Origin of the sequence: Pseudomonas sp. 21 (assembly GCF_000955805.1) — a bacterium.
GTDB lineage: Bacteria > Pseudomonadota > Gammaproteobacteria > Pseudomonadales > Pseudomonadaceae > Pseudomonas.
The window spans coordinates 131,080-152,739 of record NZ_JYOA01000013.1; the positions used below are offsets into that span (position 1 = coordinate 131,080).

Consider the following 21,660-nt stretch of genomic DNA (forward strand, 5'->3'; position numbering starts at 1 on the left):
GAAGAACAATGAGCAAGTTCCATAGCCTGAAAATCAAGGAAGTGCGCGCCGAAACCCGCGACGCCGTGTCCATCGCCTTCGACGTCCCGGCAGACCTGGCCGACAGCTTCCGCTTTCAGCACGGCCAGCACCTGGTCATGCGCACCCAGCTCGACGGCGAGGAAGTGCGCCGCTCCTACTCCATCTGCAGCGGCGTCAACGACGGTGAGCTGCGCGTGGCGATCAAGCGCGTGCCGGGCGGGCGTTTCTCCGCCTACGCCAACGAGACGCTGAAGGTCGGCGCCAGCCTGGAAGTCATGCCGCCGGCCGGCCACTTCAATGTCGAACTGGACCCGGCGCGCCACGGCAACTACCTGGCGGTCGCCGCCGGCAGCGGCATCACGCCGATCCTGTCGATCGTCAAGACCACCCTGGAAACCGAGCCGCACAGCCGCGTCACCCTGCTCTACGGCAACCGCTCCAGCAACGCCGCGATGTTCCGCGAGCAGCTCGAAGACCTGAAGAACCGCTACCTGCAGCGCCTGAACCTGATCTTCGTGTTCAGCCGCGAGCAGCAGGATGTCGACCTCTACAACGGCCGCATCGACGCCGACAAGTGCGGCCAGCTGTTCAGCCGCTGGCTCGACGTGAAGAGCCTGGACGCCGCCTTCATCTGCGGCCCGCAGGCGATGACCGAGACCGTGCGCGACCAGCTCAAGGGCAACGGCATGCCAGCCGAACGCATCCACTTCGAACTGTTCGCCGCCGCCGGCAGCGAGAGCAAGCGCGAAGCACGCCAGGCTGCCGCCGCCATCGACAGCGCGAAGAGCCAGATCACCGTGATCAGCGATGGCCGCGAGCTGTCCTTCGAGCTGGCCCGCAACAGCGTCAGCGTGCTCGACGCCGGCAACGAGCACGGCGCCGAACTGCCCTACTCCTGCAAGGCCGGCGTGTGCTCGACCTGCAAGTGCAAGGTGGTATCCGGCGAGGTGGAGATGGACAGCAACTTCGCCCTGGAAGACTACGAAGTGGCAGCGGGCTACGTGCTGAGCTGCCAGGCGTATCCGATCAGCGACAAGGTGGTCCTCGATTTCGACCAGCTCTGATCCAGATCTTTGTAGGAGCGAGCTTGCTCGCGAACCGATCGACGCCAGCGTGGCGGCGACATCGATCGCGGACGGAGTCCGCTCCTACGCGGGGATCGGCCTTGGGTAGGAGCGGACTCCGTCCGCGATCGGCCACGCCCCACGAAGAGTCGTTCACGTTCCACCGCCAGCGGCCCACAAGGCCCCTGGCGGACCTAATCCGGCGGCCTCGTACCGCCAATGAAGAATGCGCCGCCGACGCCCATCCGGCGCGGCGGTCACCGGCAGCAGCCGGTCCCCTTGCGTAGCGATCCGGAGGACAACAACCATGGCCCAAGAGCCTATCCTGCAAAGTTTCATCGGCGGCCGCTGGGTCGGCCAGCACGGCGCCCAGGCGCTGCGTAGCGCGCTCAATGGCCAGGCCGTGGCGCGCACTCACGAGGAGGCGCTGGACTTCGCCGAAGCCGTCGCCCATGCCCGCGAGCAGGGCCTCAAGGAACTGATGTCCATGGACTTCCAGCAGCGCGCCCAGCGCCTGAAAGCCCTGGCGCTGTACCTGACCGAGCGCAAGGAACAGCTCTACGAGATTTCCCGCCACAGCGGCGCCACCCGCGCCGACAGCTGGATCGACATCGAAGGCGGCGCCGGCACCCTGTTCGCCTACGCCGGCGTCGGCGGTCGCGAGCTGCCCTCGGGCAACGTCGTCCACGAAGGCCCGGCCATGCCGCTGGGCAAGACCGGCAAGTTCGCCGGCAGCCACATCCTGGTGCCGCGCGGCGGCATCGCCGTGCACATCAACGCCTTCAACTTCCCCATCTGGGGGATGCTGGAGAAGTTCGCGCCGAGTTTCCTCGCCGGCATGCCGTGCATCGTCAAACCGGCCACCGCCACCAGCTACATCGCCGAAGCCGCCGTGCGCGTGATGCATGAGTCCGGACTGCTCCCGGCCGGCAGCCTGCAGCTGATCATCGGCGGCACCGGCGACCTGCTGGACCGCCTGCAGGGCCAGGACGTGGTGACCTTCACCGGCTCCGCCGACACCGCCGCCAAGCTGCGCGTAAACCCCAACCTGATCCGCAACTCGGTGCCGTTCAACGCCGAGGCCGACTCGCTGAACTGCGCCATCCTCGCCCCGGATGTCACCCCGGACGATGAAGAGTTCGACCTCTTCGTCAAGGAAGTGGCCCGCGAGATGACCGTCAAGGCCGGGCAGAAATGCACCGCCATCCGTCGCGCCATCGTCCCGGCCAAGCACATCGACGCTGTGGCCGAACGCCTGCGTGACCGCCTGGCCAAGGTGGTGGTCGGTGACCCGTCGGTGGAAGGCGTGAAGATGGGCGCCCTGGCCTCCCATGCCCAGCAGTCCGACGTCGCCGAGCGCGTGGAAGCCCTGCTGAAAACCAGCGAACTGGTCTTCGGCGCGAAGGACGGCTTCGCCCCGCGCGGCGACGGCGTGACCGAAGGCGCGTTCTTCGCCCCGACCCTGCTGCGCAGCCGTGATCCGCACGCCGAAGGCGGCGCCCACGACATCGAGGCGTTCGGTCCGGTGACCACCCTGATGGCCTACGACGACATCGACGAAGCCGTCGCCCTCGCCGCCCGCGGCAAGGGCAGCCTGGTGGCGAGCCTGATCACCCGTGATCCGCAGGTCGCCGCGAAAGTCGTCCCGGTGATGGGCGCGCTGCACGGCCGCCTGCACATCCTCGACCGCGAGTCCGCCGCCGAATCCACCGGCCACGGTTCTCCGCTGCCGGTGCTCAAGCATGGCGGCCCGGGTCGCGCCGGCGGTGGTGAAGAACTGGGCGGCCTGCGCGCGGTGAAGCACTACCTGCAGCGCACTGCGGTACAGGGCTCGCCGACCATGCTGATGGCCGTCACCGGCGAATACGTGCGCGGCGCCCAGGTCTACGAGACCGAGGTGCACCCGTTCCGCCGCCACTTCGACGACCTGAAGATCGGCGAATCGCTGCTGACCCACCGCCGTACCGTCACCGAGGCGGACCTGGTCAACTTCGGCTGCCTGTCGGGCGACCACTTCTACATGCACTTCGACGAGCTGGCGGCCAAGGATTCGCAGTTCGGCAAGCGCATCGCCCACGGCTACTTCGTGCTCTCCGCGGCGGCCGGCCTGTTCGTCTCGCCCGGCGTCGGCCCGGTGCTGGCCAACTACGGCCTGGACACCCTGCGCTTCATCAACCCGGTGGGCATCGGCGACACCATCCAGGCGCGCCTGACCTGCAAGCGCAAGATCGACCAGGGCAAGAAGAGCCCCAAGGGCGAGCCGCAGGGCGTGGTGGCCTGGGACGTGGAAGTGACCAACCAGCTCGGCGAACTGGTGGCCAGCTACGACATCCTCACCCTGGTACTCAAGCGAGCGTGATGCGGGAACCGTTGCACCAGCCCGGCGCAACGGCAGATCGCCAGGGGATGGGCCACGCCCATCCCCTGCTGCTCAATACAGTCCGGTGGCGCTCCCCGGCTCGAAGACCGGAGTCTCATTGGCCTGGATCATGTTGTAGCTCAGCATGAACGTCACGCCGCCCTCGCTGCCCAGCGCCTGGCTGACCCAGCCGATCGGGTTGTTGAACAGCGAATCATCCGGGTTGAGCACGCCGATGGCCGCCGTTTCGGGGTCCTCGTCCCAGGTGACGTCGCCCCAGTGCCAGCCCAGCCCCCGCACGAACTGCCGCCCCAGCAGCGCGCCGAGGGCGAACACCGCGTCATCGTCCACCTCGCGCTGTTGCGCCTTTGCATCTCGCACATACTGGGTAATCGCCGCGACCACCTCATGGGGAGGCAACTCGGGCGCCAGCTGAAGCAGCACCCTTCCTTGCTGTTGCAGGTCTTCCAGTTGCTGTTCCAGCTCCACCGACAGCGGAATGATTTCAGCCATGCTTCCTTCTCCTCAAACGGTTCCCGCGCGTTCCTGGCGGGCCCCTTGCTGTTGAAACTGTCACTCTGCCGCACGGGCCGACCGGCCGGCGCCGCTTACTTTGTGCGGCCCATCAGGACGTCCTGACTGCCTTCGGCCTTTTCCCGCAGGAAATCCCAGGTGGTGCGCATCCGCGCGATGTCCTTCAGCTCGGTCGGCATCAGCATCCAGAAGGTCCGTACGAACTCGATTTCCCCCGCCAGCACCGGCTGCAGCGACGGGTCCTCGGCTGCGGCGAACGCCGGCAGGATCGCCAGCCCGGCGCCCTCCGCCACCGCGCGCTGCTGGGCGAGGATGCTGGTGCAGCGCAGCGCCATGTGCAGCGGCCGGCCGATCTCGTCGAGGTACTGCAGCTCCTTGCTGTAGAGCAGGTCGTCGACGTAGCCGACCAGAGCGTGCTCGCGCAGGTCGTCCCGATTGCGGATCGGCCCACGCTCGGCGAGGTAGCCCTTCGAGGCGTAGAGGCGCAGCACGTAGTCGGTCAGCCGGGTAATGATGTAAGGCCCGCGGCCGGGGCGCTCCAGGGTGATGACGATGTCCGCCTCGTGGCGCGACAGCTGCAGCGCGCGCGGCACTGCCAGCAGGTCCACGCCCAGGTGCGGGTGACGCTGGTTCAGCTCCACCAATTGCGAGGTGAGCAGCGTCGAGCCGTAACCCTCGGTGGCGCCGATGCGCACCTTGCCGGAGAGATTGTCCTCGGCGCCGGCCAGGCGTTTCTCGATCACCTTGCACGCGCTTTCCATGGCCTCGGCCTGGGGCAACAGCCCGTGGCCGGCCTCGGTCAGCCGATAGCCGGCAGGCTCGCGCACCAGCAGCTGGGCGCCGATGCTCTTCTCCAGAGCCTGCAGACGACGGGCGACCGTGGTGTGGTCCACGCCCAGGCGCCGGGCGGCGACGGTCAGCTTGCCGGCACGGGATAGCTCGAGGAAAAACCGCAGGTTGTCCCAGTCCATATCAGCCTCAGCGCGGGTGGTGTGTGCAAAAACGCAGAGCATACTTGCACATCACCTCATTGAGCACATCAAAAATGCACTGCTAGGATCGTTCCAGACAACAAGAAAGCCTTCAGGCTGGGAGAACCCCGATGACTGCAACTGCCGTCCCGACCGTCAAACTCTTCCTCGACGGCAAGCCCGTCGAGTCCGCCACCACCCAATGGCGCGACGTGATCAACCCCGCCACCCAGGAAGTCCTTGCCCGCGTGCCCTTCGCCACGGCCGAGGAAGTCGAGCGCGCCGTAGCCAGCGCCAAGGCGGCGTTCAAGACCTGGAAGAAGACGCCCATCGGCGCCCGCGCGCGCATCTTCCTCAAGTACCAGCAACTGATCCGCGAGAACATGAAGGAGCTGGCGGCGATCCTCACCGCCGAACAGGGCAAGACCCTGCCCGACGCCGAAGGCGACGTGTTCCGTGGCCTGGAAGTGGTCGAGCACGCCTCCGCCATCGGCAACCTGCAGCTGGGCGAGCTGGCCAACAACGTGGCCGGCGGCGTGGATACCTTCACCATCCTGCAGCCCATCGGCGTGTGCGCCGGCATCACCCCCTTCAACTTCCCGGCGATGATCCCGCTGTGGATGTTCCCGATGGCCATCGCCACCGGCAATACCTTCGTCCTCAAGCCCTCCGAGCAGGACCCGATGGTGACCATGCGCCTGGTCGAACTGGCCCATGAAGCCGGCGTGCCGCCGGGCGTCCTCAACGTCATCCATGGCGGCCCGGATGTGGTGAACGCTATCTGCGACCACCCGGACATCAAGGCGGTCTCCTTCGTCGGCTCGACCCGTGTCGGCACCCACGTCTACAACCGCGCATCCCTGGCCGGCAAGCGCGTGCAGTGCATGATGGGCGCGAAGAACCACGCCATCGTGCTACCCGACGCCAACAAGGAGCAGACCCTCAACGCCATTGCCGGTGCGGCCTTCGGCGCCGCCGGGCAACGCTGCATGGCGCTGTCAGTGGCAATCCTGGTAGGCGAAGCCCACGAGTGGATTCCCGACCTGGTGGCCAAGGCCAGGACCCTGAAAGTGAGTGGCGGCACCGAGGCCAACACCGACGTCGGCCCGCTGGTTTCCTGCGCGGCGCTGGACCGCGTCAGCGGCCTGATCGAACGCGGCACCCAGGAAGGCGCCAAGCTGGAACTGGACGGCCGCAACCCGCAGGTAGCCGGCTACGCCAAGGGCAATTTCGTCGGCCCGACAGTGTTCTCCGGCGTCACCCCGCAGATGACCATCTACCGCGAGGAAATCTTCGGCCCGGTGCTCTGCGTGGTGTCGGTGAAGACCTTCGACGAGGCCATCGAGCTGATCAACGCCAACCCCAACGGCAACGGCACCGCGCTGTTCACCCGCTCCGGCGCCGCCGCACGGCACTTCAAGGAAGAGATCGATGTCGGCCAGGTCGGCATCAACGTACCGATCCCGGTGCCAGTGCCGCTGTTCTCCTTCACCGGCTCGCGCGGTTCCAAGCTGGGCGACCTGGGCCCGTACGGCAAGCAGGTGGTGCAGTTCTACACCCAGACCAAGACCGTCACCGAACGCTGGTTCGACGAGAACGAGGTCGGCGGCGCGGTGAACACCACCATCAACCTCAAGTGATCACTTAAAAAAGCCTGCCCGCCCGCTCGCCCCGAGCCGACCCGGACTTCAGCAAGGATGCTGGTCCGGACCCGGCACCACGCGGGCGGGCACCTCCATTCGCGCCTGATCGACCGGGCGCCCCGAACAAGAAGAAGAGGATCACCCCATGCGCATCGGCTTCATCGGACTCGGCAACATGGGCGGCCCCATGGCCGCCAACCTGCTCAAGGCCGGCTTCGACCTGAGCGTCTTCGATCTCTCCGCTGCGGCCGTGGAAGCGGCCGTCGCCCTTGGCGCCCGCGCCCTGGCATCCCCCGCCGAAGTGGCGCGCGACGATGTCGAGGCGATCATCACCATGCTGCCCGCCGCCGCCCACGTGAAGCAGGTCTTCCTCGGTGACGACGGCCTGCTGGCCAACGTGCAACCCGGCGTGCTGCTGATCGACTCGTCCACCATCGACCCGCTGAATGCCCGTGAGGTCAGCGCGGCTGCCCTGGCGCACGGCAACCCGATGCTCGATGCGCCGGTTTCCGGCGGCACCGCTGGCGCCGCGGCCGGTACTCTGACCTTCATGGTCGGCGGCGAGCAGGCCGACTTCGACCGGGCCCGCCCGGTACTGGCCGCCATGGGCAAGAACATCGTGCACTGCGGCGGCGCCGGCAACGGCCAGGTGGCCAAGGTGGCGAACAACCTGCTGCTGGGCATCTCCATGATCGGCGTGGCGGAAGCCATGTCCCTGGGCGTGAAGCTGGGCATGGATGCGGAAGTGCTGGCCGGCATCATCAACACCTCCAGCGGCCGCTGCTGGAGCTCGGAAGTGAACAACCCGCTCACCGGCGCACCGGCGGCGCGCGGCTACACTGGCGGCTTCGGCACCGACCTGATGCTCAAGGACCTGGGCCTGGCCAGCGAAGCCGCGCGGCAGATTCGCCAGCCGGTGCTGCTTGGCGCATTGGCCCAGCAGTTGTTCCAGACCTTCAGCAACCAGGGCAACGGCCAACTGGACTTCTCGGCGATCGTGAAGCTGTACCAGCAAGGCTAGGCCCTGCTTCTGTAGGAGCGAGCCTGCTCGCGAACCGCTTCGCGACGGGGCCGGTTCGCGAGCAAGCCCGCTCCTGCAAAGGTCCCCCTCCGCGACACATCGCCCAAGCCTTCATCTCGGCTATCATGCGCGCTCCGCCCCACCGGATGCCGCCGCATGATCCTCCGCCCGCAAACCCCGACACTCTGGGTCCTGCTGTTCTCCCTCAAGGGATCGATCATCCCGGCCATCTGGCGCAAGGTGCTCTACACGGTGCTGCTCAGCTCGCTGGTGGTGGCCACCCACGGCACGCTCTACCACTACAAGGTGATCATCACCTCCACGCCGTTCACCCTCTGGGGCCTGACGCTGGCGATCTTCCTCGGCTTCCGCAACAACGTCGCCTACCAGCGTTTCTGGGAAGCACGCACGCTCTGGGGCGAACTGCTGATCGTGACCCGCAACCTGGCGCGGCAGACCCGCTCGCTACTGCCGGAACTGGACAGCGATGGCCGTCGCCAGTTGGGCAACCAGCTGATCGCCTTCACCTATGCCCTGCGCGACCAGCTGCGCGGCACCCCGCAAAGCGAAGACGTGCGCCGGCTGCTCGGTGAAGAGGCCGCCCTCCTGGCCGCCAGCCGCAGCCCGACAAACGTCCTGCTCGCCAGCCTCGGCCAGCGCTTTGCCGACCGCGGGCGCACCAGCGGCGCCGGCGATATCACCCTGGCCGCCATCGACCAGCAGATGACCCGCCTGTCGTACGTGCTGGGCGGCTGCGAGCGCATCCGCAACACACCGATTCCCTACCCCTACATCCTGATGCTGCATCGCATCGTGCACGTCTACTGCTTCCTGCTGCCCTTCTGCCTGGTCGACAGCATCGGCTGGTTCACCCCGCTGGCGGTATGCGTGCTGGCCTACACCTTCTTCGGCCTGGACGCCCTGGGCGACCAGATTGCCGACCCGTTCGACACCCAACCCAACGACCTGCCGCTGGACGCCATGAGCCGCAACATTGAAATCGCCGTACTGGAAATACTCGGCGAGACCGACCTGCCCGAACCGCTGAGGCCGGTGGACGGCCTGCTGCTCTGATCCGCCCCTGAGGACCCCTGAATGAACCACCTGAAAGACGTGCCGCTGAACAAGGCCTACCTGCTGCTCAACCACGGTCCCAGCACCTTGGTCACCAGCGAGCATGAAGGCGTCGCCAACGTCATGGCCGCCGCCTGGGTCATGCCACTGGACTTCGATCCGCCCAAGCTGATGCTGGTGTTGGACCGCAACACCTGGTCGCGCCACCTGGTGGAAGGCTCGGGCGCCTTCGTCATCCAGCTGCCGACGCGCCAGCAGGCTGAGCTGACCCTGGCGGTGGGCTCGAGCAACGGCGGTGAGGGCAACAAGTTCGAGCAGCTGGACATCCGCACTTCCCGTGCGAAGCAGGTCGAGGCGCCGATCGTCGATGGCTGCGTGGCCTACCTGGAATGCAAGGTGATCAGCGAGCCGCACAACCAGGAGAAGTACGACCTGTTCATCGCAGAAGTGGTCGCCGCCTACGCCGATGAGCGCGCCTTCTCCAATGGCCGCTGGCACTTCCCCAGCGACGAGCTGCGCACGATTCATTACCAGGCCGGCGGCGCCTTCTTCGCCACCGGCGAGGCGTTCCAGGTCAGTCGAGGCTGACCGGCTGCCAGGCTGCCGGTGACGAGCCCAGCTCGGAAGCCGGCATTTCCCAGTAGAGCGGCGAACCCGCGACCTGCAGTGGCGGACGCAAGCGCCGCGCGTGCCCCCAGGGTGTCGTCTCGATTCCCGGCGCCAGATCGGCGGTTGTCTCCGCCGCCAGCTCCAGCGACCCCACCGACGAAACTCCCGCCTCCAGCAGGCATTGCGCCGTACGCGCCAGTGACAGGCGCCAACGGCTCCCACGGCCGCTACGCCGACGTTCGGCCAACCCGCGCAAGGCAGCTGCGGCGATCAGATAGCCGGTGGCGTGATCGAGCGCCTGCACCGGCAACGGTACAGGCTTGTCTTCACCCCGCCAGGCGCGCCCTGCCTCGGCGATGCCACTGCTCATCTGCACCAGACTGTCGAACCCGCGCCTTTCGCTCCAGGGGCCGGACCAGCCATAGGCATTCAGGCTCACATCCACCAGCCCCGGCGCAATCGTCCGCCGTACATCGGCACCGAACCCCAGGCGATCCAGGGCATCGGCCCGATAGCCGTGCACCAGCACGTCAGCGCTGGCGAGCAGCGCCTGGAAGCGTTCGCGGCCCGCAGGCTGGCGCAGGTCCAGGCGCGCACAGTGCTTGCCCAGGGTGACTTCCGGCACCACGCCGGGCTCATCCCAGTCCGGCGGATCGATCCGCAGGACCTCGGCGCCAAATCCGGCGAGGAATCGGGTGGCGATCGGCCCGGCCAGCACACGGGTCAGGTCCAGTACGCGCACGCCGGCCAGCGGGCGCTCGCGGTCGATCTCGATATCCAGGGAAGGCGCCGACGTCAGCTGGAGATCGCGCAATACCAGGGGTTCGCGGCCAACGGCGATGCCTTGCGGATGCTGTTTCCAGGCCTCCCAGGAGCGCATCTCGGCCGCACAGCCGCCTTCTTTCACGATCGCGAGTTCCAACTCGCCCGCGTCCCAGTTCGCCACGGCACCTGCAACCCGATCACGATCATTGTCGGTCCCGAGTACCCGAAGGGCGGCGGCGCGGTGGTGCGGGGCGTTGGTGTGCAGGCGAATCCAGCCGTCGCGGGTGCGGTAGTTGCCGGCAATGGCGTCCCACAGGTCGGGGGGTGTCCAGCCCTGAGCACGCAAGGAGGTGGAGAACCAGAAGGAAGCCAGCCGGCGGTCCAGGACCAGCGACGCGGCGGCGCCGGAATCCGGCTCCAGCCATTCGCCCAGCGCCAGCCCCGCACTGGCGATACTGGCGGCGGCCAGTTCGGTGACGAAGAAAGCCGAAGGCAGGGAGCCTTCGCTGCGAAAGGCCAGGTGACTCAGGCGTTCGGCCTGGCCGCCCAGGGCAATCCAAAGTCGCTCTGCAAGAACGCGCTGCATCTCTATCTCCGCCTTTTCCTTGGAGTTTCACCTTAGCCGCGCAGCGTCAGGCGGGCGAGCCGACCTTGGTCGACAGGCAATAAAAAGCCCGCAATCAAGCGGGCTTTTCGATGGGGAGCTAATCCTTTAGCTGGTTTTCATCCTCTGCCCCGCGGTGTGAAAAAAACGTGAAGCGAGGGTCGGCCGAAACATTTTTTTGGAGAGCGCATTCTCTGGAGACTGGAGCTCAGCTCGAATAGTCCAGCGCGGTCCAGACGCGGCTGAGCCCATCGCTGATCTGGCAGCTCGACAGGTCGTCCGCTTCGCCCCGCGAAGACAGGCGCACGGTGGAGTCGCCCTCGCCTTCGGTCAGCCACTGCAGACGGCCACAGTTGGGCGTGTCGATCACGTAGCTGGCGGCGATGGACGAGCGCTCCTTCGGCAGGCGGATGGCATCGCGCACCGTGCCGCGCTCCTCGATGCGCTTGCCGTCGGCCACCAGCACGGCCCAGGCCTCCTTGCCCTCGATGATGAGGTAGGCGCCATTGGCGCGCGGGACGTCCGCCTGGGGCTGGGCACAGCCCGCCAGCATCGCCACACCTGCGCAAAGCATCAGTTTCTGCAGCATCGCCATCGCTCCTGTTCTTCGAAGAGTGCCCGCCAGGCCAGTGGCGACGGGCACTTCAGGGTTTCTGTCAGACCGCGAGAGAGATACTAGGAGAAAATACTGTTCATGCATACAGTATTTTGCGAAAATTTTTTAAACCTCGACGAAAGGCCACAGTCCATTGGCTTACGTCGATCACCTCGGATCACAGAGCATGGGCCAGACCCCCATTGAGGAGCACACGATGGTGAGCATCCATCAGCTGAAATACACCGTGAACCACATGGCCATCGAGGAAGTCAGCGAGGCCGTGTCGGAACTGCTGCTGGAGGGGTTGGTCACAGAGGGCAAGACGCCCTTCAGCCGCACCCACTTCAACGTGTGTTTCGCGGAAATCGAGGCCCTGATGCAGCGCGCCGGCTATCACCGGCCGCTGGATGTGGTGGGCTACCAGGGCCAGGCCTACGCCATGTTCGATCCCAGCCGCTGGGACGCTGTGGAAGTCCTGCGCTGGCTGAAGGAGTACGTCGAGGAATCGAAGGCGGTCAGCACCGCCTGAACGCGCGGGCTTTTTCGCAGGTCGCGGTTGCGGGAGCAGCGACTTGCGAAGGCCCACCCGGCGCACTAATGTCCCTTGCACTTTTCCCGCTTGCCGAATCAAGGACGATTCCATGAGCGACTCCTCCTCCGACGACAGCTGGCTCTGGGCCTACCGCAAACTCCGTAGCTGGGATGTGGGCCGGGTGAGCTCCGCGTTTCTCGCGACACTCTTCCACTGGCGTGGCGATACCGGGCTGTTCTACAGCCACGGCGGCCTGCGCAAATCCCGCCTGACCCGTGACGACCTGATCGACTGATCCGGCCTACTGCTGCTGGTAATAGCCATTGCCGCGCGGATAGACCGCGCCGTTGGGGTATTCGATGCTCTGCCGGATGCCACCGCTGCCCTGGTCGATGATCACCGTGCCCGAGCGCGTCTCGCCGTAGCCGCGCGGCACCTGCACACCGCCATAACCGTCATTGCGCTGCCAGCTGGAGGAGCTCTCCACGCTGCCGCTCGCACCCGGACTGATGTATATGCGCTGGATCACCGGCGGCGATTGCTGCCATTGGGGCTGACCCTGGTAGTTCTGCTGGGACTGCCTTGGCTGCGTGGAAAACTGCTGCGCGTAGACGGGTAACGCCAGGGCACAACAGGCGATGGCCCCGACGACTCTGAGACCGAGCATGGCGATCTCCCGAATAGTGGAAAGGCTCCAGCTTACCAAGCCTCGCCGCTCAGTGCAGGACGCTGCGATAAATCGTTATAAATCATAACGATAATGACGCTTTATAATGTTGAATATGCGAATCAAGCACTCTTACGTGCCGCGTTGCGGTCCTTCCTCAAACGATTGCCTCATCCTTTGCTGAAACAACCTGATAGCGTTGACTCTTAAAGTCATTTATAGATTATTTTATCCTTTAAAAACAAAAAGATAGGTAACTCTTCTAAAGCATCAGGAGAGGTAGAGCAGGCCTGTTGCGAAGCGTTCCCGGCAGGCGCAAGGCACAGCGGCCCAACTATCGCCTCCATCCGGGCAATCGCCCCTTGCCATTCCATTGCCACGATTGGCATTTCTTTCTCAATCAGTAAGATGCAGCGACTTTCGTAAGGAACGCCTCATGTTCGGACGCTGCCTGACCCTGCTGCTGATCCTCGCCATTCCCACCGTCGCCTCCGCCGCCGCCCCGCGCACCTTCGAGGAAGCCAAGAAAGTCGGGCGCAAGCTGTATGCCCGCCAATCGGTGGAGTTCTACTGCGGCTGCCGCTACAACGGCACCAAGGTCGACCTGAAGAGCTGCGGCTACACCCCGCGCAAGAATGCCAACCGGGCCTCGCGCATCGAGTGGGAACACATCGTCCCCGCCTGGGTGATCGGCCATCAGCGCCAGTGCTGGCAGAGCGGCGGGCGCAAGAACTGCTCGCGCAATGACCGGGTGTACCAGAAGGCCGAGGCCGACCTGCACAACCTGGTGCCGAGCATCGGTGAAGTGAACGGTGATCGGAACAACTTCAGCTTCGGCTGGCTGCAACAGAAGCCCTCGCAGTACGGCGCCTGCCCGATGGTCGTGGACTTCAAGGCACGCAAGGCCATGCCGCGCCCGCAGATTCGCGGCATGATCGCCCGCACCTACTTCTACATGAGCGACCGCTACGGCCTGAGGCTGTCCAACCAGGACCGCCAGCTGTTCACCGCCTGGAGCAAGCAGTACCCGGTGGAAGTCTGGGAACGCCAGCGCAACCAGATGGTTGGTTGCGTCATGGGCTGGGGCAACCCCTACGTCGGCCCGATCGAAACCGACCGCTGCCCGGCGCCGAAAGTGGCCAGGCGCTGAAGCCTGGCGACAGAGGCAAGCGCCAGCAGTAGACTCCGACAGCCGTCCCGCTGTGACGAGCCTACCTTTATCTGTCTGGAGTACGCAGCATGTCCCTCTCGATCTACCAGGCTTCCGTTCCGGTCTTCATCCGCATGCTCGGCAACCTCTCGGTGATCCTCACCAAGGCTGCCGCCCACGCCGAAGCCAAGTCCATCGATCCTTCCGTCCTGATCAACGCCCGCCTCGCCCCGGACATGTTCGCCCTGGCGCGCCAGGTGCAGATTGCCTCGGACTCCGCCAAGGGTGCCGGCGCGCGCCTGGCCGGCGTGGAAGTGCCGAGCTACGCCGATGACGAAACGACCTTCGACGAGCTGCAGGCACGCATCGCCAAGACCGTCGAGTTCCTCAAGACCCTCAAGCCCGAGCAGTTTGAAGGCGCCGAAGACCGCACCATCGAACTGAAGCTGCGCACCCGCGAAGTCAGCTTCAAGGGCTCGGATTTCCTGCTCGGCTTCGTCAATCCGAACTTCTATTTCCACATCACCACCGCCTACGACATCCTCCGCCACAACGGCGTGGAAGTCGGCAAGATGGACTACCTGGGCGGCGTCTGATCGCCCCGGGCGCCGGCCTCCCCGGCGCCCTTCAGCCGCGCGGCAGCGGCAGCGTGGTGGTGGACTTGATCTCCGAGAGTGCCACGATGGAGTTGATCTCCTGGACCCCCGGCACCTGGGACAGCCGCTCGAAGAAGAAGCGCTCATACGCCTCCACATCCTCCGTGACGATGCGCAACATGAAGTCCACGGCCCCCATCAGCACATGGCACTCCAGCACCTCGGGAAACGCCTCCATGGCCTGCGCGAAATCCGTCAGATGATTGCGCCCGTGGGCGTTGAGCTTCACCTGGGCAAATATCTGGGTGTTCAGGCCGATCTTCTTGCGATCCAGCAAGGTCACCTGCTTGCGGATCACCCCTTCTTCCTTCAACCGCTGAATCCGCCGCCAGCACGGCGACTGGGACAGGCCGATGCGCTCGGCGATCTCCGCCGTGGAAAGAGTGGCCTCCTCCTGCAGCAGGGCGAGGATCTTGCGGTCATGGGCATCCAGTGAAACGGGCATAAATGATTCGCCTTGGACAAATTCGGAGAATCATTAATGCATACATTCCCGTCTCATGGCCAAAAACAGGCAAATAAATCCCCTGCACGGGCCGCAGAATATCCGTCACCTCTCCTGCACCGGCCAGCCGTCATGACGCTCCCTGCTCTCCATCTCGTCGAATTCCCCCTGGATCAACGGGACCGCCCGGTTCCCACCGAAACGGCCGCCGACGTGCGCTACCTGATCCGCGCCGAAATCGATGCCGACATCCTCTGCCGCCTGCTGAACCAGTTCGCACTCCAGGGCCACGTCCCGGCCGAGGTCGAGTCCTCGCGCCGGGAGGACTGGATGGACATCGCCCTGCGAGTGAACACCCTGCCGCGCTACCGTGCCGAGGTAATAGCGCAGCGTATGCGCGGCATGGTCAGCGTGTGCTCCGTCGATCTACACGTACAGGGTGCCGAAACTGTCCTTTCAGCGACATAAGCTGGCTTTCTGGCGTTAGCCGGCACACCCCCCGGGGCTTAGAGTGCGAGCCTGACCCTAGCGGTCTTTCACACACAACAACGATGAGAGATGTGCCCATGGCTCGCCCACGCCTGCTCCCCGACAACTTCACCCTGGCATTGATCGCCACCGTGACCGTTGCCAGCCTGCTGCCCTGCGAAGGCACCGCTGCCGTCGTCTTCGGCTGGATCACCAACCTGGGCATCGCGCTGCTGTTCTTCCTCCACGGTGCGAAGCTGTCGCGCCAGGCGATCATCGCCGGCGCCACCCACTGGCGCCTGCACCTGCTGATCTTCTCCTGCACCTTCATCCTCTTTCCCCTGCTCGGCCTGGCGCTCAAGCCGGTGCTGTCGCCCCTGGTAACCCCGGACCTGTACCTGGGCATGCTCTACCTCTGCGCCCTGCCCGCCACCGTGCAATCCGCGATTGCCTTCACTTCGCTGGCAAGAGGCAACATCCCGGCGGCCATTTGCAGCGCATCGGCCTCCAGCCTGCTGGGCGTGTTCGTCACCCCGCTGCTGGTGCAACTGCTGATCGGCGCCCATGGCGATACCGGGATGTCGACGCTGGATGCCATCGGCAAGATCACCCTGCAACTGCTGGTGCCCTTCGTGGCCGGCCAACTGCTGCGCCCGTGGATCGGCGCCTGGGTTGAACGCCACAAGCCGGTGCTGCGCTATGTGGACCAGGGCTCGATCCTGCTGGTGGTCTACACCGCCTTCAGTGCTGCGGTCATCCAGGGCCTGTGGCACCAGGTTCCGCTGCCGGCATTGGCCGGCCTGGTCGTCGCCTGCTGCGTGCTGCTGGCACTGGCGCTGGTCGCTACCAACCTGCTGGGACGCTGGCTGGGCTTCCCCCTGGAGGACCGGATCACCATCATCTTCTGCGGCTCGAAGAAAAGCCTGGCCACCGGCGTACCGATGGCCTCGGTGCTGTTCGCCAGCAGCACCGTGGGCGTGATCCTGCTGCCGCTGATGCTGTTCCACCAGATCCAGCTGATGGTCTGTGCCGTGCTTGCCCAGCGCTATTCGCAACGCCAGGAAGACGGCCACGCCTCGCTGGAGCGCAGTAACTGACGGTCTGATGCCCACAAAAAAGCCGGTGCATCTGCACCGGCTTTTTGTTGCCACCTTCGTCGTCAGGCGCCGACCGGCGTGCGCATGGTGACGAATTCCTCGGCGGCCGTCGGGTGGATGCCGATGGTGTCATCGAACACGCGCTTGGTCGCCCCGGCCTTCAGCGCAATAGCGATGCCCTGGAGCATCTCCCCAGCATCCGGGCCCACCATATGGCAGCCCAGCACCTTGTCGCTGTCGGCATCGACAATCAGCTTCATCAGGGTTCTTTCCTGGCTTTCGGTGAGCGTCAGCTTCATCGGCCGGAAGCGGCTCTCGAAGACTTTCACCTTGTGCCCGGCGCTACGCGCTTCGTCTTCGGTGAGGCCAACGGTACCAATGTTCGGCAGGCTGAATACCGCCGTGGGAATCAGCTTGTAGTCCACCGGGCGATACTCCGCCGGGCGGAACAGCTTGCGCGCCAGCGCCATGCCTTCCGCCAGCGCCACGGGGGTCAGCTGGACACGACCGATCACATCGCCGATGGCGTGGATCGACGGCTCGCTCGTGCCGTAAGCCTCATCCACTTTTACGTAGCCACGGTCATCCAGCTCCACGGAGACGCTCTCCAGGCCCAGGTTGTCCAACTGCGGACGGCGGCCAGTGGCGTAGAACACGCAGTCCGCCTCAAGAACGCGACCATCCTTGAGGGTGGCCGCCAGGGTGCCGTCGGCCTGCTTGTCGATGCGAGCGATGTCGCTGTTGAATTGCAGGTCCAGACCCTTTCTGCTCAGCTCATCGCGCAGGTGCTCGCGCACGCTGCGGTCAAAGCCGCGCAGGAACAGCTCCTTGCGGTACAGCAGAGAGGTTTGTGCGCCCAGGCCATGGAAGATGCCGGCAAACTCGACGGCAATGTAACCACCGCCGACCACCAGCACCCGGCGCGGCAGCGACTCGAGGAAAAAGGCTTCGTTGGAGGTGATCGCGTGTTCCTTGCCGGGAATATCCGGCACCTGCGGCCAGCCGCCGGTAGCGATGAGGATGTGCTTGGCGCTGAAGCGCTGCCCGTCGACCTCCACGGTATGCGCATCCTGCAGCTTGGCATGGCCTTCCAGCAGGGAGACGCCGCTGTTCACCAGCAGGTTGCGGTAGATGCCATTGAGCCGGTGGATTTCGCGGTTCTTGTTGGCAATCAGTGTCTTCCAGTCGAAGCTCGCTTCGCCTAGGGTCCAGCCGAATCCGGCGGCCTGCTCGAAGTCTTCATGGAAGTGCGCCCCGTACACCAGCAGCTTCTTCGGCACGCAACCGACATTGACGCAGGTTCCGCCCAGGTAGCGGCTTTCCGCCACGGCCACCTTGGCGCCAAAGCCGGCAGCGAAGCGCGCGGCGCGCACACCGCCGGAACCCGCACCGATGACGAACAGGTCAAAATCGAAAGACATCATGGTTCTCCGCTTGGATATGTCGGGCAGCATACCTCATGGCGCCTGACCTATCCTGCCATCAGCCGCTGCCGAAGGAGGATTCGCCATGCGCCCATCCCTGACCCACCTGGCCCTGCACGTACCTGACCTTGAAGCCTGTATTGCCTTTTACGAGCGCTTCTGCGGCATGCGCATCATTCACCAGCGCGAAGGCAAGGGCTCGCGCATCGTCTGGATGGCAGAGCCCGGCAAGGAACACAGCTTCATTTTCGTCATCATGCCCGGCGGCCAGGAACGCCACCTGGCAAGCGATGACTACAGCCACTTCGGCTTCGCCGTGGACACTCACGACGAGGTCGACCGCATCGCCAAGGATGCCGAGACTGCGGGTTGCCTGATCTGGGCGCCACGAGAAGAACCTTACCCCGTGGGTTACTACTGCGGCCTGCGTGACCCGGCCGGAAATTACGTCGAGTTCAGCTACGGCCAGCCGCTCGGTCCAGGCTCGGAAGCGATGCCGATCCCACGCTCGATGCAGGCCTGAAAACAAGAAAGCCACCCGAAGGTGGCTTTCTCAAAGAACGGAAAGGTCCCGGATTACCAGGCCTTGCCAGTCTTGTAGAGGTGCTCGTAGCAGAAGTTGGTCGCCTCGATGTAGCCCTCGGCGCTACCACAGTCGAAACGCTTGCCCTTGAATTTGTACGCCAGAACGCAGCCGTCCTGAGCCTGCTTCATCAGCGCGTCGGTGATCTGGATTTCACCACCCTTGCCCGGCTCGGTCTGCTCGATCAGGTCGAAGATATCCGGAGTCAGGATGTAGCGACCGATGATCGCCAGGTTCGAGGGCGCGTCTTCGGGCTTCGGCTTCTCAACCATGGTGTTCACGCGGTAGATGTCGTCGCGGATCATCTCGCCGGCGATCACACCGTACTTGTTGGTCTCTTCCGGCGGCACTTCCTGGATCGCCACGATGGAGCAGCGGAACTGGTTGTACAGCTTGACCATCTGCTTGAGGACGCTGTCGCCCTCGAGGTTCAGGCACAGGTCGTCCGCCAGCACAACGGCGAAGGGCTCGTCACCGATCAGCGGGCGGCCGGTCAGGATGGCATGACCCAGGCCTTTCATCTCGACCTGACGGGTGTAGGAGAAGGTGCATTCGTCGATCAGGCGACGAATACCGACCAGGTACTTTTCCTTGTCGGTGTTGCGAATCTGGTGCTCCAGCTCGTAGCTGATGTCGAAGTGGTCTTCGAGGGAGCGCTTGCCGCGGCCAGTGACGATACCGATTTCACCGAGACCGGCTTCCAGCGCCTCTTCAACGGCGTACTGGATCAGCGGCTTGTTCACCACCGGCAGCATTTCCTTGGGCATGGCCTTGGTGGCCGGGAGGAAGCGGGTACCGTAGCCGGCGGCCGGGAACAGACATTTCTTGATCATGGGAGTCCTTCGAGAGGGACAGGGGTGCGAGTTGCGCGCAGTCTAATCAGGCTGCGCCCGCCTTACAATGCCCCGGATTGCAAGCTGCACGACACTTGTCAGGACTTGCGAAACCCGTGGCACGCGCATCTGACCATCAAGGCCCCGATTTAGTTCTCGAAGTTACTGGCAAATGGTCAGCATCCTGCACCAGCTCTACTCCCTGGCGCCCTGCGAAACGTCGCTTCCTGAAAGCCGCTGACGCACCACTCCCCAGATTGAGAGCTCATCGCCCTCCTCGACTTTCAGCGTCGGATATCCATCGCTCGCCGCCTGCAGCGCGAATGAACCGTCGATAATGGCCAGGCGACGGATCAGCGCCTCACCGTTGAGCGCAGCCACCACAATCTCACCGGGAGCGGCCAGCTCCGAGCGATCGACCAGCAGCAGGTCGCAGTCGTGAATACCCGCCTGCGTCATACCTTCGCCACATGCACGGACTATGTAGGTATGAAGCGCCGCGGCGCCGGTCATTCCGCCAGGCTGTACGACATCTCGGACTTCAAGAATGGCTTGCTGCATGTCCTTTCTCCGAATACTGTATATACATACAGATACCAGATACCCGTCGGCACGACAAGCCATTGAATGGAACCTACGGGAAGCAATGCCGCTCAACCGAAAGGACAGCGCACCGATGACGGTGGACTACCCTTAGGGAGGGGTGAGGATATCGATATGAATCCAGGCACGTTCGTCACGCTCATGATTTTCGGCTGGGTCCTGCTGGCAGTGGTTACGCTGTGGGCCATCCTTCGAGTACCGATGCGCCGGGCCCGCCTGCAGAAGCCCAAGCACAAGGCGAAAGCCGACTCCTCCCGACACCAGCCTATTCCGCACTGAAATCATCAGTCGTGCAAAATGCCATGGCATTTGCGCCTTGCCATGCAAGCTGCATGGCAAGCGAAACGGTCAACATTTACAAATATCTGATTTTAAAAGACTTTTTATTTCCACCAGATTGGTATGCACCCTGCAATGAAAGGGAAGGAACCGCCCATTCACTGCCGAGGACGACACCATGCCAATCGACCGTCTACCTGCCGCCCAATACCTTTGCCAGGTCTTCTCCGATTTCGACGTGAGCTTCACCGCTCGACCGGACGGCAATCTGATCATGACGCTGAGCAAGGATGCGGGCGAACATATCGCCTGTCGCGTGGTGCGTCTGGAAGAGCAGCGCAACGAAGAGTTGCTGACCAGCCTGGTAGGCCGCATTCGTCGTGATCTTGCTACCGAGTACGGCCCGCTGCAGGAGCACGATGCCGACCACTTCAAGGCAGAGGTTCCCTTGCAGAACTTCTACGAAACCGCCGAGCCGCTGCGCCAGCGCCGTATCGTCAAGGCAGGCGCGAAGCTGCGCTCAATTGCCAATATCGGAGCCTGAATGAGCGAGCAATAAAAAACCCGGCCTTGGCCGGGTTTCTTTTTTGGAGCGCTCACCTCGATTCGGCCATGCGATCTGCGACGAATCAGGAAAGACGAAGATGGTGCCCGGAGCCGGACTCGAAAATACAGCTGAAAGCCTTTAGCTACCGAGTTCTGCTAAAGAGCACCCAACAACCTACTCACATTCCTACTCACTTTTTTGAAAGTGACCCCATGCATGGGGTGCAAGGACGCGCTTCCTTATATAAGGAAGCGATAAAAAGGCCCATACGAGAAGCCCCGCACCTGGAGAGTAGCGGGGCTTCAAGACGGCGACTCAGGGGATAACAGATGAGCCGTTCCTTCGGCCACAGTCTCAAGATTGCCGAGACCAAGTGCCGCTCCAGCAGCATGCCCCCTGATAGGCATCAATTGCCCACCACTTCAGATGGACGGCCTCAGTTGAGGCTTCGCGTTCGTTGATCTTGCCTATGCACGGCTACGACCTGCCTGGCGTATTCCATCGGATCGACGCCAGTCCGATGCGCAGAATGGCAGAGCTCCGCCCATCCCTTTTGCTGCCGGTGTAAGTCCCGCTCAGCTCTTGTCGAACCTGCGGGAACGCCCTGTTCAATTTGCTCTGCCAATGCAGGCACAAGACACAGAAAGGCGGTGACTGCCGCCTCCATAAGCTCCAGATCGCGATCTTCCACGATTAGGCCCTTCCTCAGCTGATTGTTCACCTCACAGTTGTGCCCTGGGCAAAAAGGTCAGTTGGCCCTCCCTCGAATGGGCCTAGAAAATTTAGCTCAGTATTCTTGCTGGTAGCGAGAGCGCGACTTCAGGTAGGTACCGGCCGCTAGCCTATAGCGGCAAAGCAATCTGCGATGGCAGAATGCCCCTACTGAGGACAAGGAGGTCTCATGAAGAAAATTATCGGCCTTGTCGCCGCGGCTATCATTGCGATTGCCATCTACACCCAGATCACGATCTTCGTGGTTCCGCCAATCGGCGCGGTGCCCGAGGGGCGCACAGTGATCATGCTTCGTTTGAATAAGACGAATTTCATCGATAGCGCCGACGCAATGTGTGAGCGCATCCAAGGTGGCGTCAGCTGAATCGCCCCTAGTTTCGT

Annotated in this window: 25 protein-coding genes; 15 read left to right on the forward strand and 10 right to left on the reverse strand. The window is 64.0% G+C overall.

From position 1 onward, the window contains the following. Nucleotides 1–8 precede the first annotated feature (8 nt). Entirely contained in the window at nucleotides 9–1,085 is a 1,077-nt protein-coding gene (gene paaE, locus UB43_RS26975; RefSeq protein ID WP_045217576.1) for a 1,2-phenylacetyl-CoA epoxidase subunit PaaE, read from the forward strand. A gap of 307 nt (nucleotides 1,086–1,392) precedes the next feature. Next, nucleotides 1,393–3,444: a phenylacetic acid degradation bifunctional protein PaaZ gene (gene paaZ, locus UB43_RS26980; protein ID WP_045217579.1), complete on the forward strand. Its 2,052-nt coding sequence runs from the start codon at nucleotides 1,393–1,395 to the stop codon at nucleotides 3,442–3,444. Nucleotides 3,445–3,516: 72 nt separating this feature from the next. On the opposite strand, the gene UB43_RS26985 is transcribed toward paaZ, so the two are convergent. Both UB43_RS26985 and UB43_RS26990 read right to left on the reverse strand, forming a co-directional pair. Continuing rightward, the gene (locus UB43_RS26985) at nucleotides 3,517–3,957 is read right to left on the reverse strand and encodes a hypothetical protein (RefSeq protein WP_045217581.1); all 441 of its coding nucleotides are present in this window, start codon (nucleotides 3,955–3,957) and stop codon (nucleotides 3,517–3,519) included. A gap of 95 nt (nucleotides 3,958–4,052) precedes the next feature. Continuing rightward, entirely contained in the window at nucleotides 4,053–4,949 is an 897-nt protein-coding gene (locus tag UB43_RS26990) for a LysR family transcriptional regulator (RefSeq protein ID WP_045217583.1), read from the reverse strand. Nucleotides 4,950–5,080: 131 nt separating this feature from the next. On the opposite strand from UB43_RS26990, the gene UB43_RS26995 reads away from it, so the two are divergent. The 4 genes from UB43_RS26995 (at nucleotide 5,081) to UB43_RS27010 (ending at nucleotide 9,275) form a co-directional block, all read left to right on the forward strand. Continuing rightward, nucleotides 5,081–6,589, forward strand: coding sequence for a CoA-acylating methylmalonate-semialdehyde dehydrogenase (locus UB43_RS26995; RefSeq protein WP_045217585.1), 1,509 nt, complete (start codon nucleotides 5,081–5,083; stop codon nucleotides 6,587–6,589). 148 nt (nucleotides 6,590–6,737) lie between these two features. Next, nucleotides 6,738–7,613 carry a 3-hydroxyisobutyrate dehydrogenase gene (mmsB, locus tag UB43_RS27000; protein ID WP_045217587.1) on the forward strand — a complete coding sequence of 292 codons (876 nt, stop codon included), beginning with the start codon at nucleotides 6,738–6,740 and terminating at the stop codon, nucleotides 7,611–7,613. A 156-nt stretch (nucleotides 7,614–7,769) separates the two neighbouring features. Continuing rightward, nucleotides 7,770–8,687, forward strand: coding sequence for a bestrophin family protein (locus tag UB43_RS27005; RefSeq protein ID WP_045217589.1), 918 nt, complete (start codon nucleotides 7,770–7,772; stop codon nucleotides 8,685–8,687). Nucleotides 8,688–8,708: 21 nt separating this feature from the next. Further along, nucleotides 8,709–9,275 (forward strand): flavin reductase family protein, encoded by a 567-nt coding sequence (locus UB43_RS27010; RefSeq protein WP_045217591.1) that lies wholly within the window; start codon nucleotides 8,709–8,711, stop codon nucleotides 9,273–9,275. Here UB43_RS27010 and UB43_RS27015 read toward each other — a convergent pair. Further along, a complete protein-coding gene (locus UB43_RS27015; RefSeq protein WP_045217593.1) occupies nucleotides 9,262–10,647 on the reverse strand; it encodes a CoA transferase in 1,386 nt (461 codons plus the stop codon). The genes UB43_RS27010 and UB43_RS27015 overlap by 14 nt on opposite strands. 226 nt (nucleotides 10,648–10,873) lie before the next feature. After that, complete coding sequence (locus UB43_RS27020) at nucleotides 10,874–11,254, reverse strand: hypothetical protein (RefSeq protein WP_045217595.1); 381 nt, start codon at nucleotides 11,252–11,254, stop codon at nucleotides 10,874–10,876. A gap of 223 nt (nucleotides 11,255–11,477) precedes the next feature. On the opposite strand from UB43_RS27020, the gene UB43_RS27025 reads away from it, so the two are divergent. Together UB43_RS27025 and UB43_RS27030 are read left to right on the forward strand one after the other, a co-directional pair. Continuing rightward, entirely contained in the window at nucleotides 11,478–11,792 is a 315-nt protein-coding gene (locus UB43_RS27025) for a hypothetical protein (RefSeq protein WP_045217597.1), read from the forward strand. A 112-nt stretch (nucleotides 11,793–11,904) separates the two neighbouring features. After that, a complete protein-coding gene (locus UB43_RS27030) occupies nucleotides 11,905–12,090 on the forward strand; it encodes a hypothetical protein (protein ID WP_045217600.1) in 186 nt (61 codons plus the stop codon). A 6-nt stretch (nucleotides 12,091–12,096) separates the two neighbouring features. Here the strand turns inward: UB43_RS27030 and UB43_RS27035 are convergent, their stop codons facing one another. Together UB43_RS27035 and UB43_RS29680 are read right to left on the reverse strand one after the other, a co-directional pair. After that, on the reverse strand, nucleotides 12,097–12,462 hold the full coding sequence (locus tag UB43_RS27035; RefSeq protein ID WP_052969617.1) for a hypothetical protein: 366 nt from the start codon (nucleotides 12,460–12,462) through the stop codon (nucleotides 12,097–12,099). Between the two features lie 212 nt (nucleotides 12,463–12,674). Continuing rightward, nucleotides 12,675–12,851, reverse strand: a complete 177-nt coding sequence (locus UB43_RS29680) for a hypothetical protein (protein WP_156160507.1) — start codon at nucleotides 12,849–12,851, stop codon at nucleotides 12,675–12,677. A gap of 47 nt (nucleotides 12,852–12,898) precedes the next feature. On the opposite strand from UB43_RS29680, the gene UB43_RS27040 reads away from it, so the two are divergent. Both UB43_RS27040 and UB43_RS27045 read left to right on the forward strand, forming a co-directional pair. Further along, entirely contained in the window at nucleotides 12,899–13,612 is a 714-nt protein-coding gene (locus UB43_RS27040) for an endonuclease (RefSeq protein ID WP_045217602.1), read from the forward strand. An 89-nt stretch (nucleotides 13,613–13,701) separates the two neighbouring features. Then, nucleotides 13,702–14,208 carry a DUF1993 family protein gene (locus tag UB43_RS27045; RefSeq protein ID WP_045217604.1) on the forward strand — a complete coding sequence of 169 codons (507 nt, stop codon included), beginning with the start codon at nucleotides 13,702–13,704 and terminating at the stop codon, nucleotides 14,206–14,208. A gap of 31 nt (nucleotides 14,209–14,239) precedes the next feature. Here the strand turns inward: UB43_RS27045 and UB43_RS27050 are convergent, their stop codons facing one another. Further along, the gene (locus UB43_RS27050) at nucleotides 14,240–14,713 is read right to left on the reverse strand and encodes an Lrp/AsnC family transcriptional regulator (RefSeq protein ID WP_045217606.1); all 474 of its coding nucleotides are present in this window, start codon (nucleotides 14,711–14,713) and stop codon (nucleotides 14,240–14,242) included. Between the two features lie 132 nt (nucleotides 14,714–14,845). Between UB43_RS27050 and UB43_RS27055 the strand changes: the two genes are divergently transcribed. Together UB43_RS27055 and UB43_RS27060 are read left to right on the forward strand one after the other, a co-directional pair. Continuing rightward, a complete protein-coding gene (locus UB43_RS27055) occupies nucleotides 14,846–15,181 on the forward strand; it encodes a hypothetical protein (RefSeq protein WP_052969618.1) in 336 nt (111 codons plus the stop codon). 98 nt (nucleotides 15,182–15,279) lie between these two features. After that, a complete protein-coding gene (locus UB43_RS27060; RefSeq protein WP_045217608.1) occupies nucleotides 15,280–16,278 on the forward strand; it encodes a bile acid:sodium symporter family protein in 999 nt (332 codons plus the stop codon). 62 nt (nucleotides 16,279–16,340) lie between these two features. Here the strand turns inward: UB43_RS27060 and gorA are convergent, their stop codons facing one another. Beyond that, complete coding sequence (gene gorA / locus UB43_RS27065) at nucleotides 16,341–17,699, reverse strand: glutathione-disulfide reductase (RefSeq protein WP_045217610.1); 1,359 nt, start codon at nucleotides 17,697–17,699, stop codon at nucleotides 16,341–16,343. 88 nt (nucleotides 17,700–17,787) lie between these two features. Between gorA and UB43_RS27070 the strand changes: the two genes are divergently transcribed. Beyond that, the gene (locus UB43_RS27070; RefSeq protein ID WP_045217611.1) at nucleotides 17,788–18,225 is read left to right on the forward strand and encodes a VOC family protein; all 438 of its coding nucleotides are present in this window, start codon (nucleotides 17,788–17,790) and stop codon (nucleotides 18,223–18,225) included. Between the two features lie 53 nt (nucleotides 18,226–18,278). Here UB43_RS27070 and galU read toward each other — a convergent pair whose 3' ends face one another. Next, a complete protein-coding gene (galU, locus tag UB43_RS27075; protein WP_024767166.1) occupies nucleotides 18,279–19,118 on the reverse strand; it encodes a UTP--glucose-1-phosphate uridylyltransferase GalU in 840 nt (279 codons plus the stop codon). A 195-nt stretch (nucleotides 19,119–19,313) separates the two neighbouring features. Then, the gene (locus UB43_RS27080) at nucleotides 19,314–19,679 is read right to left on the reverse strand and encodes a LexA family transcriptional regulator (protein WP_052969619.1); all 366 of its coding nucleotides are present in this window, start codon (nucleotides 19,677–19,679) and stop codon (nucleotides 19,314–19,316) included. Between the two features lie 499 nt (nucleotides 19,680–20,178). Here UB43_RS27080 and UB43_RS27085 point away from each other — a divergent pair, with 499 nt between their 5' ends. Together UB43_RS27085 and UB43_RS27090 are read left to right on the forward strand one after the other, a co-directional pair. Continuing rightward, complete coding sequence (locus UB43_RS27085) at nucleotides 20,179–20,544, forward strand: DUF3509 domain-containing protein (RefSeq protein WP_045217613.1); 366 nt, start codon at nucleotides 20,179–20,181, stop codon at nucleotides 20,542–20,544. A 904-nt stretch (nucleotides 20,545–21,448) separates the two neighbouring features. Continuing rightward, nucleotides 21,449–21,643, forward strand: coding sequence for a hypothetical protein (locus tag UB43_RS27090; protein WP_045217646.1), 195 nt, complete (start codon nucleotides 21,449–21,451; stop codon nucleotides 21,641–21,643). Nucleotides 21,644–21,660: the final 17 nt, after the last annotated feature.